Source organism: Schaalia georgiae DSM 6843 (assembly GCF_000429245.1).
Taxonomy (GTDB): domain Bacteria; phylum Actinomycetota; class Actinomycetes; order Actinomycetales; family Actinomycetaceae; genus Pauljensenia; species Pauljensenia georgiae.
On the sequence record NZ_AUBM01000009.1, the window covers coordinates 208,478 to 218,980 of the forward strand.

At 70.9% G+C, this 10,503-nt stretch carries 11 protein-coding genes, 2 tRNA genes, 1 other RNA gene and 1 pseudogene; 10 read left to right on the top strand and 5 right to left on the bottom strand.

Features of this window, described 5'->3' with window-relative positions; all coding sequences use genetic code 11:
- Positions 1 to 89 precede the first annotated feature (89 nt).
- The 3 genes from G447_RS0105440 to ffs all read left to right on the top strand — a co-directional run bounded on the left by G447_RS0105440 (position 90) and on the right by ffs (position 1,178).
- Positions 90 to 515: a hypothetical protein gene (locus G447_RS0105440; RefSeq protein WP_005872628.1), complete on the top strand. Its 426-nt coding sequence runs from the start codon at positions 90 to 92 to the stop codon at positions 513 to 515.
- 110 nt (positions 516 to 625) lie between these two features.
- Positions 626 to 710 (top strand) — tRNA-Ser (locus tag G447_RS0105445).
- A gap of 372 nt (positions 711 to 1,082) precedes the next feature.
- Positions 1,083 to 1,178: signal recognition particle sRNA small type (gene ffs / locus G447_RS12005), an RNA gene on the top strand.
- Between the two features lie 209 nt (positions 1,179 to 1,387).
- Here ffs and G447_RS0105450 read toward each other — a convergent pair.
- The gene (locus G447_RS0105450) at positions 1,388 to 1,954 is read right to left on the bottom strand and encodes a YbaK/EbsC family protein (RefSeq protein WP_026430335.1); all 567 of its coding nucleotides are present in this window, start codon (positions 1,952 to 1,954) and stop codon (positions 1,388 to 1,390) included.
- Positions 1,955 to 2,138: 184 nt separating this feature from the next.
- On the opposite strand from G447_RS0105450, the gene G447_RS0105455 reads away from it, so the two are divergent.
- A tRNA-Arg gene (locus G447_RS0105455) sits at positions 2,139 to 2,211 on the top strand.
- 147 nt (positions 2,212 to 2,358) lie between these two features.
- Here G447_RS0105455 and gluQRS read toward each other — a convergent pair.
- Positions 2,359 to 3,288 (bottom strand): tRNA glutamyl-Q(34) synthetase GluQRS, encoded by a 930-nt coding sequence (gene gluQRS, locus G447_RS0105460; RefSeq protein ID WP_026430336.1) that lies wholly within the window; start codon positions 3,286 to 3,288, stop codon positions 2,359 to 2,361.
- 247 nt (positions 3,289 to 3,535) lie between these two features.
- Between gluQRS and G447_RS0105465 the strand changes: the two genes are divergently transcribed.
- The 5 genes from G447_RS0105465 to G447_RS0105485 all read left to right on the top strand — a co-directional run bounded on the left by G447_RS0105465 (position 3,536) and on the right by G447_RS0105485 (position 7,122).
- On the top strand, positions 3,536 to 3,976 hold the full coding sequence (locus tag G447_RS0105465) for a CrcB family protein (protein WP_026430337.1): 441 nt from the start codon (positions 3,536 to 3,538) through the stop codon (positions 3,974 to 3,976).
- Positions 3,973 to 4,359: a fluoride efflux transporter FluC gene (locus tag G447_RS0105470; RefSeq protein ID WP_026430338.1), complete on the top strand. Its 387-nt coding sequence runs from the start codon at positions 3,973 to 3,975 to the stop codon at positions 4,357 to 4,359. Before G447_RS0105465 ends, G447_RS0105470 begins: the two co-directional genes overlap by 4 nt.
- Positions 4,360 to 4,469: 110 nt before the next feature.
- The gene (locus G447_RS0105475) at positions 4,470 to 5,489 is read left to right on the top strand and encodes a methionine ABC transporter ATP-binding protein (protein WP_026430339.1); all 1,020 of its coding nucleotides are present in this window, start codon (positions 4,470 to 4,472) and stop codon (positions 5,487 to 5,489) included.
- Positions 5,486 to 6,199, top strand: a complete 714-nt coding sequence (locus tag G447_RS0105480; protein WP_005869823.1) for a methionine ABC transporter permease — start codon at positions 5,486 to 5,488, stop codon at positions 6,197 to 6,199. The genes G447_RS0105475 and G447_RS0105480 overlap by 4 nt, the downstream gene beginning before the upstream one ends.
- A 77-nt stretch (positions 6,200 to 6,276) precedes the next feature.
- Positions 6,277 to 7,122, top strand: coding sequence for a MetQ/NlpA family ABC transporter substrate-binding protein (locus tag G447_RS0105485; RefSeq protein ID WP_026430340.1), 846 nt, complete (start codon positions 6,277 to 6,279; stop codon positions 7,120 to 7,122).
- A gap of 157 nt (positions 7,123 to 7,279) precedes the next feature.
- Here G447_RS0105485 and G447_RS12870 read toward each other — a convergent pair whose 3' ends face one another.
- The 3 genes and pseudogenes from G447_RS12870 to upp all read right to left on the bottom strand — a co-directional run bounded on the left by G447_RS12870 (position 7,280) and on the right by upp (position 8,956).
- Positions 7,280 to 7,423 carry a hypothetical protein gene (locus tag G447_RS12870; protein ID WP_424141091.1) on the bottom strand — a complete coding sequence of 48 codons (144 nt, stop codon included), beginning with the start codon at positions 7,421 to 7,423 and terminating at the stop codon, positions 7,280 to 7,282.
- 80 nt (positions 7,424 to 7,503) lie between these two features.
- Positions 7,504 to 7,563, bottom strand: a pseudogene (locus G447_RS12875) (YagU family protein); the annotation flags it as partial.
- A 754-nt stretch (positions 7,564 to 8,317) separates the two neighbouring features.
- Entirely contained in the window at positions 8,318 to 8,956 is a 639-nt protein-coding gene (gene upp / locus G447_RS0105495; protein ID WP_026430341.1) for a uracil phosphoribosyltransferase, read from the bottom strand.
- Positions 8,957 to 9,021: 65 nt separating this feature from the next.
- On the opposite strand from upp, the gene tadA reads away from it, so the two are divergent.
- Positions 9,022 to 10,335, top strand: a complete 1,314-nt coding sequence (gene tadA / locus G447_RS12015; protein ID WP_243442310.1) for a tRNA adenosine(34) deaminase TadA — start codon at positions 9,022 to 9,024, stop codon at positions 10,333 to 10,335.
- Positions 10,336 to 10,503: the final 168 nt, after the last annotated feature.

Sequence of the window (10,503 nt, forward strand, 5' to 3'; positions counted from 1 at the left end):
CCAAGGGGGCGCACGTCACATCTGGGGATTATGTGACGGGTTTCCCTGGAACCCTCGTGATCCGGGCCGAGCTGTGGGACCCTTGAGGAGTGAGCACTCCGAACGCCCCCATCGCCGCGCCCCCCGACTACCCCGGTTCTCATGGGGCGGGGGCCGCCTCGGACCCCTACGGGTCGTACACCGGGGCGCCCGGGGGCGGGCCCGCCGCCCTGGGGGAGGTGTTCCCCGGGACGGAGCGGATCGACGCTGCGGCGGTCTTCGCGATGGGCGGCTACACCGCGCCCAAGCCGATCGCGAACCCGGTGGCGACTGTTGCCCTGTGGCTGTCGGTCCTGGCGATGCCGCTGCTGGGGTTTTTCTGCCCGGTCCCCTTGGTGCTCGGAATTATCGGCCTGAACCGTTCCCACAGTTTGCCGGGGCAGGTGGGCCGCCACGAGTCCGCAGCGGCGCTCGTCCTATCGGGGGGTGCGCTGGCCTGGTGGGTCGTCATGTACGCGATCGTGTTCGAATGGTGAGGGCAATGGTGAGGGCGCTGCCCCCCGTGACTGATGCCACCGGCCGTGCTCCTGCGCGGATTCGCTTTCGACGGCCGTTTCCGTTTATCATTGTCCGGCACGATGTGCACGGAGGATTCGCCTAGTGGCCTATGGCGCACGCTTGGAAAGCGTGTTGGGTGCAAGCCCTCGGGGGTTCGAATCCCCCATCCTCCGCAGGTGTTTAGCCCCGGAACTGCTTATCGTTGCGGTTCCGGGGCTTTCTTGCGTCAACACCCTGTGTCAACATCGGGCGCTCTGTGGGCGGCAGCCCGGGACTCGTTGGAGCCCCGGGGTTTTCTTTTGTGGGCGCGCCTCGACGGCGCACGTGGAGCGCCGTCGAGGCGGGAGCCGTTCCCGTTACCTTGTTGGTGGTCCCGGGTGGTCCGGGGGTGGGGTGTGCATGGTGCTTGGGGACCGCGTTCCGTGGGCCGCCGCCGTTTCCCCGCGCGCCCTGCGCCTGCCCGTCGTCGTGAGGGACCGCGTTCCGTGGGGCCGCCGCTGTCCCCCGGGGTGGAGCGCGCGCTCCGGGGAGCGTGTACACTGGAGCCCGGTCCTCCGCGTGACGGTATCATCCGAACCTCCCCAGGGCAGGAATGCAGCAAGGATAAGGGTGCGCTGCCGGGTGCGCGGAGGATCCTCGTATTCCCGGACGGGCACTCCACTCCGCTGCCCGTGCCCTTCGGAGTGCTTCCCGAGATCCCCGCCTCGTCGCGCGTCCTTCCGTCGCCCGCGCCCCCCCCCGCGAGGGTCCGCCAGTGGCGCAGTTTCCAGCGTTTGTGCTGCCGAGTGCCACGGGCCAAGGCCCGTCCCCTTGACGGTCCCGGTCCGCAGTGCTCGCGCGCGCGGCGCGCTCAGGCGCCCAAGCCGTCGATGACCTCCGCTGCGGGCAGTGCGGCCAGCAGCTCCCCCGGCACGAAGAGCTTCGAGGCGCGCAGGCCCGATCCGATGCAGCTCCATCCGCTGGCGCAGCTCGAGTCGATGAGGAGGCGCCACTGAGGGGGGACGCCCACAGGCGTGATGCCCCCGTACTCCATGCCGGAGGCCTCGACGGCGCGGTCCTGGGGCCAAAAACTCGCCTTGCGCACGTCGAGGAGCTTCTTGACGACGTGGTTGACGTCGGCGCTGGTCGTGGCTCGCACGACGCACGCGGCCACCCGTTCCTCGCCCGCGCGCTTGCCCGCGACCAGGATGCAGTTGGAGGACAGCGCTAAGTCCATTCCGAAGGCCCGCGTCATCGTCTCGGTGTCGGCCAGATCCGGGTCGATCGGCGCGACGAGCGCCGACGAGGCGAGGGCTGGGTCCTGGTCGGCCAGCGCGGCGAGCGCGCGCGCCACGGGCTGGCCGACCAGGTCGAGGTGGTCGAGGGCGGGCACGGGGCGCAGGGTCCCGATGCCGGGGATGTCAGTGTGATCCGTCATGGCGCTACGCTACGCCCTCGCGGCACCACTCCGGGAGGGCGGCCGCATCGCGGGCCAATGCGACGGCCCGCCCGGCGGGGAGCTCCGCGGTTCTGTGGCTGGTGCGCGTGTGACTCATAGCCCAGGCTCTCGTTTTGGCTTTCCCGGGCCTTCCGTGTAACCTTGTACCCAGCCAAACGGCGAAGCGCTCGTAGCTCAATGGATAGAGCATCTGACTACGGATCAGAAGGTTGGGGGTTCGAGTCCCTTCGAGCGCGCAGCGGCCCCCCTCGGTGCGATCCACCGGCGGGGGTTCTGCTTATCTTACGCGAATGGTCCCGGCATAGCCGGGCGCATAGCTGAAGAATCTCACAGTTGAGGCGCGCGGCCCCATTAGAGGGAATGCCCGTTCAGCGTCTCACGGTTCAGTGCGGCCTGCGCCCGGTCGGCGGGACGACGACCCACGGATGTGCGGGGATCCCCTCCAGCCCCCGGTCCCCCAGGGCGTCGGCGATGTCCGCTGCCCGGCGCGCGCCTCGAACCCCCAGGGACTCCCCGATGAGGCCGACCACGTCGGCCGGCCCCCAGCCCAGGTCCGCCAGGTCCGCCAGTGTGACCGCGCCGTCGCGCTTCGCCAAGCGCGCACCCGACTCCGACACCGCCAGGGGCACGTGCGCGTAGGTGGGTTGGGCGAGTCCCAGCAGGGACGCCAACTGCGCCTGCCCGGGCGCTTGTGCCAGCAGGTCGTCACCGCGCACCACCTGGTCGACGCCCTGGAAGGCGTCATCGACCACGGAGGCCAGGTTGTAGGCGGGCACGCCGTCCGCGCGCCGCACCACGAACTGGTCGACGGGCCCCGTGTACTGGCCGTGGAGGGCATCGGTGACGGTCCACTGCGCCCGGGGGGCCGCCAGCCGCAGCGCGGGGGCCCGGCCCAGGGCGGCCAGGGCCTCGCGGCGGGAGGCGCGCTCGGCCCCGCTCAGGCGCGCGCAGGTGCCCGGGTAATGGCCGGGCGGGACATGCGGCGCCGACGCGGCCTCACGGATATCGCGGCGCGAGCAGTAGCACTCGAAGACGAGGCCCCGCGACGCCAGCTCCTCCAACGCGGCGCGGTGGGCGTGGGCGCGCTGGGACTGGATGAGGGGCTCGCCGTCCCAATCGACGCCTATGGCCTCCAGGTCGTCCAGCTGGCGCTGCGCCGAGCCCGCGCGCTCCCGGTCGATGTCCTCGATGCGCATCACGAAGCGCCGTCCGCTCAGACGCGCCGCCGCCCACGCAAGGATCGCGGTGCGCAGGTTCCCCAAATGGAGGTCCCCCGTGGGGGAGGGGGCGAATCGTCCTGCGGGTGTGGTCATGGCGCCAGTGTACGAGGCGGGGGCCGGAGCGCCGCCCGGGCGCCGCGTGTTCCGTGGAACGGCGCCGCTGTGCGCGCAGCCCCGCGGCCGGTCTGCGGGCCGGAGGGCTCGGCCCGCGAGCCGGGAGGCGGGCGCCCTCATCCCGCGCGCCTGGCAGGCGGAGCAGGCCGCGCCGGGCGGCGGCGGCACCGGGCGGAGGCTGCGGCTACTGCTCCGCTGCCGGGGCCCGTCGGCCTATCCTGGGCGCATGGACGAGCATCGGACGGTTCCCGAATGGGTGTGCGTCGCAGCGGGTGGCGCGCTGGGCACGCTTGCGCGGGCGGGACTGGACTGCGCGGCCGCCGCGCGCCCTGTGGGAGGGCTCTTCGCCCCCTGGTCGATCCTGGTGGTCAACGTGGTCGGGGCTTTCGCACTGGGGGCGCTCGCGGCGTTCACGGGCGCGCGCTCCGCCGCGTTCCCGGAAAGGGCCCGGGCTCTCGCTCGTCTCAGGCTCTTCGCGGGCACGGGTTTCGCCGGGGCGTTCACCACCTACGGGGGCTACGCGGCGTGGACGGTGTCCTCCGCCGCCCAGTGGAGCACGCGCGCCCACGGGGCGGCGCTGGCCCTCGCGCAGTCGGCGGGGCTGCTCGCGGTGGGGGCGGCGGTCGCATGGGCGGGCCACCGCCTCGTGTCGGGGGCACAGCGGTGAGCCCGGCGATGTGCGCGGCCCTGGCGTGTGCTGGTGCGCTCGGGGCGCTCGCCAGGTGGCGCCTCGACGGCTGGGCGCGTAGTGCCACGGCGGACGCGGCGCCGGTCCTGGGCAAGTGCGGCATCGTCGCGGTCAACGTCGTGGGGTCGGCCGCAGCGGGACTGCTGCTGGCGTGGAGCGCCTCGCCGGCCGCCCACGTCGCCTCCACGGGCTTCCTCGGCGGGTTCACGACGTTCTCGACGGCTCTGGTCGATGCCGTCGACCTGTGGCGCGGCGGCAGGCGCGCGAGCGCCGTGGCCCTCGCCGTGGGCACGTGGGCGGCGTCGGTCGCCGCCGCAGCAGCAGCGGTGTGGGCCGCGTGGCCGGGGACGCCAGGGGTGTGAGGCCGCTCTCCGCGTGCCCGCACTGTGGAGTTTTGTAACGGAGAATTTGGCCGCCCTGGTGCGCCCCCATATGCTGCGTTCATCAGGGCCAACGATTACGGAGGCAACACATGATCCACCTGACAGGGGTGCGCAAGGCCTACCCCGTCAAAGGCGGCAACACCGTGGTCGCGCTCGACGGCGTCAACCTCCACGTCACCCGGGGATCCATCCATGGGATCGTCGGTCGCTCCGGCGCGGGCAAGTCCACACTCATCCGCTGTCTGACGGCCCTCGAGAGGCCGACCGAGGGCAGTATCGTCGTCGACGGCCTCGACTTGGCGACGCTGAGCGGCAAGGCGCTGCGCGACGCCCGGCGCCGCATCGGCATGGTCTTCCAAGCGGCGAACCTCCTGGACGCGCGCACCGCCTCCGACAACATCGGCTACCCCCTCAAACTCGCGGGCGTCCCCAAGGAGCAGAGGCGCGAGCGCGTCGAGGAACTGCTCGACCTGGTCGGCCTGGCGGGGCGGGGGGACTCCTACCCCTCCCAGTTGTCGGGCGGGCAGCGCCAGCGCGTCGGGATCGCCCGCGCGCTCGCCGACGACCCCGCAGTACTGCTCTGCGACGAACCCACGAGCGCCCTCGACACCGAGTCGACGGCCCAGATCCTCGCGCTGCTCAAACAGGTGCGTGAGATCGCCGGCGTCACCGTGGTCGTCATCACTCATGAGATGGCGGTCGTGCGCGAGATCTGCGACTCGGTGACCCTGCTGGACCACGGGACCGTCACCCAGACGGGGACGATCGCCGAGGTCGTATCCGACCCCGCCAGCCCCCTCGCCCGCGAACTGGTCCCCACTCCCGCAGTCGACCACGCGCCCCCGGGCGCGGACGGCTCCCCGGACCCCGGGGCCTCCGGGACGGTCCTGCTCGACGTGGTCTTCACCTCGCACCCGGGCGTTCCCACGGGGGCCACAGTGCTGCACCTGGCGTCCTCCATGGGCGCAGACGTGACGGCGGGGACCTTCGAGTCCATCGGCGACATCCAAGTGGGCCGCCTGGCGCTCACGGTCCCGGCGTACCACGCGGCCTCCATCATCGAGCAACTGCGCAAGAACAGCATCCACGCGGAAGTGAGGGACCGATGAACGCCGTCGCGCACCTGGCCGTGCTCCCCGCGGGCAAAGGCGACCCCACGTGGCTGGACAACCCGGCCCTGACCACGCAGTTCCTCCCCGCGATCTGGGAGACCCTGTTCATGGTGGGGCTGTCCACCCTGTGCTCGGTCATCATCGGCATGGGAATCGGCCTGCTCCTGGTCCAAACGGGCAAGAACGGCCTCACCCCGAACAAGCCCGTCTACCAGGGCGTGTCGGTCGTGGTCAACGTCATCCGCTCGTTGCCCTTCATCATCGGCATCATCATGCTGATCCCCCTCACGAAGGCCCTGGTCGGCAAGTCGTCGGGGTCGATGGCCACCGTAGTGCCCCTGATCATCCTCTCCGCACCCTTCTTCGCGCGCCTGGTGGAGACCAACCTGCTGGCCGTCGACCACGGCAAGATCGAGGCCGCGCAGATGATGGGCGCCTCGAACCGGCAGATCCGCTGGGGCGTCCTGGTGCGCGAGGCCCTGCCCTCCCTGGTCCAGTCGATCACGACCCTGGCGATCACGCTCATCGGCTACTCGGCGATGGCGGGAGCCGTGGGCGGCGGCGGCCTAGGGCAGATGGCCATCAGCTACGGGTACAACCGCTGGCAGGACGACGTCATGATCTCCACGGTCCTGGCGATCATCGTCATCGTCCAGGTGTTCCAGATGATCGGCGACGCCGTCAGCCGCCTCGTGGACCACCGCTGAGCGCCGGGCCCTCCGGCGCCTCCCGCTTCGAGGCGCGCGCCTCGACCCCAATCCCAACACAGAAAGACAGGACAGCCATGCGAACTCTGCGCACCATCCTCGCCACGGGCCTCACGGCCGTCGTGGCCGTCGGCCTCGCCGCCTGCGGGGGATCCGGCCAGAACGGCGGATCGAACGGGTCGGGCTCCGACTCCTCCGGCGCCATTACCCTCAAGGTGGGCGCCACGCCCGCCCCCCACGCGAAGATCCTCACCTACATCAACGACAACCTGGCCGCCGGGGCGGGCATCAAGCTGGACATCGTCGAGTACACCGACTACAACCAGCCCAACCGCGCCCTCAACGACGGCGAGCTCGACGCGAACTTCTTCCAGACCGTCCCCTACCTGGAGAACGCCGAGCGCGAGTTCGACTACGACTTCACCGCCGGGGCGGGCATCCACTTGGAGCCCCTCGCAGTCTTCTCGAACAAGCACAAGAGCCTTTCCGAACTGCCCGACGGCGGTACCATCGCCGTCATCTCCGACGCCTCCAACCAGACGCGCGCCCTGGAGCTGCTGGCCAAGCAGGGCCTCGTCCAGCTGCCCGCCGACGGCTCCGAAGCCAGTGTCGTCAATGTGACGCCCCTGAAGAACTTCACCTTCAAGGAGGTCGAGGGCCCGCAGCTGGTGCGCTCCCTGGACGACTTCGACTTCGCCGTCATCAACGGCAACTTCGCGCAGGAGGGCGGCCTCAATATCGCCGACCAGGCCCTGGTCGTCGAATCCCCCGAGAACAACCCCGCCGTGAACGTCCTCGTGTGGAAGACTGCGAACGACAAGCAGGAGGCCATCGACAAACTGGAGCAGCTGCTCCACTCCGACGAGGTCAAGCAGTACATCGAGCAGACGTGGACTGACGGCTCCGTCATCCCCGCCTTCTGATCTCCGCTCCGGCCCGTGGGATTCGGGGCAGCGGGCGCGGTGCAGGTGAGGGCGCCCCCGCTGGGATTCCCAGCGGGGGCGTTCGCGCGGTTGGCCTGTTCCCCGGTGGCGGGCTCGGGCCGCACGGGTCGCGGCGGAAGACCTCGATCACCCACATCTAGATGATGTGGCCGAAGGACTCCGAGAAGCGCTCGGCGAAGGGCTGGTTCCAGGGGGCAGGGACGATGCGGAAGTGGGTTCGCCTTCCCTTGCGGTGGTGGAGCTGGTTCCAGGGGGCAGGGACGATGCCTGTGGCGGGCACGAACACGACGTGCGGCCCGACGGGACCAGGACGCCGAAGGCCACGCCCTGCCACAGCTTGACCTGCGGGAAGCGCTCGGCCAGCACGCGGTAGACGACTGCGAAGCCGGTGGAGAAGGCGAAGTGGACCAGGAAGGGCATCCACGGCAGGCCCTCGTTCCCGTTGAATGGTGCACGAGGCGTGCGTGGTGGGGAGTCATCCCGAGCAATTCGAGGAGGGCATGGGGTGGGATGCTTGGGTTGTTTTGCAAGCGATGCCGCGGTTTCAAAGGGGAGTCTCGGCCCTCAGGCGGTCGGGTGGCACTCGGGTCACTTTGCAAGCGAAGTTGAGTTTTCAAAGGGATACCGTCACTTTGCAAGTGTTATAACGCTTGCAAAGTGTGGTATTGCTGTGAAAGTGGAGGTATCGCTGTGAAAACTGGCGCGCGGCATGCAGCGCCTGAGGGGCCAGGTGCAGCCGTGCCTCCAGCAGCGCCCTTCCGGGTGCCGCGAGTTGCATTGGGGCAGGTTAGCCCGCATTGGGGCAGGTTATTAACCTGCCCCAATGCACCGTTTCCTGCCCCAATGACCTGTTGCCTACCCCAATGCGGGTCCGCGACTACCCCGATGACCTGTTGCCTATCCCGATGTGGACACGCGAGTTCTGATTATGCGGTCTGACGGGCTCCGCCACCGACAGGGCACGAACCCGGTGGGCGTTCCGCGCTGGCGCAGCCTGCCGCCGCGTCCTCCGTCCCGACCAAGGTGGGCCCGGCACCAGGGAGTGTGCCCGTGCGGCCGTCCCGACCAGGGGGCTTGCGCAGCCCGCGGCCGCATCCCGTGTCCCAGCCAGGCGCGGCGAACGGCCGCATATTGGGGCCCGCCCGTCCCAGCCGTGGCGGGTGGGCCCGGCACGTCAGTCGACGATGCCGTAAAGGCGGTCGCCCGCGTCCCCCAGGCCCGGGACGATGTAGGACTTGTCGTTGAGGCGCTCGTCGACGGCGGCGACCACCACGGTGACGTCGGCGCGGTCGCCGACGGCTTTCTCCAGGGTCTCGATGCCCTCGGGGGCGGCCAGGATGCACACGCAGGTCACGTCGCGGGCCCCCCGCTCGAAGAGGTAGTTCGTGGCGGCGACCATCGTGTGTCCGGTGGCGAGCATCGGGTCCAGCACGTAGCACTGGCGGCCCGACAGGTCATCGGGCAGGCGGTTGGCGTAGGTCTCGATCTCCAAGGTGTCGTCATCGCGGCGCATGCCCAGGAACCCGACCTCGGCAGTGGGCAGCAGGCGGGTCATTCCCTCGAGCATGCCCAGGCCCGCGCGCAGCACGGGAACGACGATCGGTCGGGGTTCGGAGAGCTTGCGGCCGACGGTGGGCGCGACGGGGGTGTTGATCGCGGTCTCGGTGACCGCCACCTCGCGCGTCGCCTCGTAGGCCAGCAGCGTGACGAGTTCGTCCACCAGTTGCCTGAAAGTGGCGGAGGGGGTCTGGCGGTCGCGCAGAACGGTGAGTTTGTGGGCGATGAGCGGATGGTCCGCAACGTGAATGCGCATGGTTCAAGGCTACCTCATAGCACTTGAAGTTCCAGATAGCGCGCATTGCCGCTACGCTAGGACATGTGACATTGACTGACCGCTACCGTGAGGCCATGGGCAAGGCCCTCTACCTGGCGGACCGCGCCCGTGAAACCGGCGACGTGCCCGTCGGGGCCGTCGTGCTCGACACGCTGGGCAGGGTCGTCGGCAAGGGCTGGAACTGCCGCGAGAAGGACCGCGACCCCGCCGGGCACGCCGAGATCGTCGCCCTGCGCGACGCCGCCCGCACCCTCAAGCGCTGGAACCTGGTCGGTTGCACGCTGGTCGTCTCCCTGGAGCCGTGCACCATGTGCGCGGGGGCGATCGTGTCCGCCCGCGTCGACCGCGTCGTCTTCGGCGCCTGGGACCCCAAGGCCGGGGCCGCGGGCTCCGTGCGCGATGTCCTGCGCGACTCCCGCCTCAACCACCAGGTCGAGGTCGTAGGCGGCGTGCTCGGCCACGAGGCCGCGATGCAGCTCCGCTCCTTCTTCGCGGGCAAGCGCTCCGCTGCGCAGATGCCCGTCATGTCGGCCCCCTCGCGCGTGGCTGAGCCCGGGGTCGATGAGCCCGCCGTTGAGGCGGTGGCCCCCGAGGAGGGCGCCGACACTCGCGCCAACGGGGCGCCCCCCGTCCTTCAAGTCCCCGGGGCCCCGTCGGCACCGCGCCGGGCGGACTCGCGCCGCGCTGAGGGCGCTGAGCACCGGCGCGCCGGCCAGGGCAGGAGCGGCGGCGCGCACAGGGCGTCCTCGCCCAGTTCTGCCCCTGCCGCCCTTGGTCCCGTCACGCGTTCCGTGCCCGCGATCAGGCCCGTGCGCGTACAGCCCGTTGCCTCCGTGCCCGCGGGCCTGCACACGCCCGCGCAGCCGAAGTCGTTGTCCCTCGGTGACGACCTCCCGTCGGGGCGCGCCAGCGCGTCCGCCGCGTCCCGGCAAACCAGCGGCGAGGGTACCGCCCCGCGTCCGAACGAGGCTCCCGAACAATCCGCAGCCAAGGCGCCGGTCGGTGGAGCCCCCGCGTCGGGGAAAGCGGAGGACGTCCCCGCGCCTCCCCGTCCGCCGGCTTCCGCGCAGCGGTCCCGAGTCGCCGAGCCCCCGCGCCCGCCCGCGGCTCCCCAGTCGCGCCAGGAGGCGCCCGAGCCGCCGAGCTTCGCCCAGCGCGCCGTGCGCTCGCCCCGCCCCACGCGCGCCCAGGACCGCCCGCTTCCGCAGGCGTTCCAGCCCGAGCGCCCCCAACGCCCCCAGCGCATCGAGTACGAGCTGTCGAGCCGCCAGTTCTCCGACGCCGATCCCGTGACAGCCGGCATCCGGGTGAGGCGCCCCGTCCGCAAGCCCCGCGACGCGTCCAACGCGCGTCACTGATGGGTCTTGCCGCCCGCGTCATCACCGTCTCCGACCGGTGCGCCAGGGGCGAGGCCGAGGACCGCTCCGGCCCCCTCGCCCTCTCCCTGCTGGCCGGGCACGGGATAAGCGCGGACTTGGTGCTGGTGCCCGACGATATCCCCGCGATCCGGGCAGCAATCCGCAGCG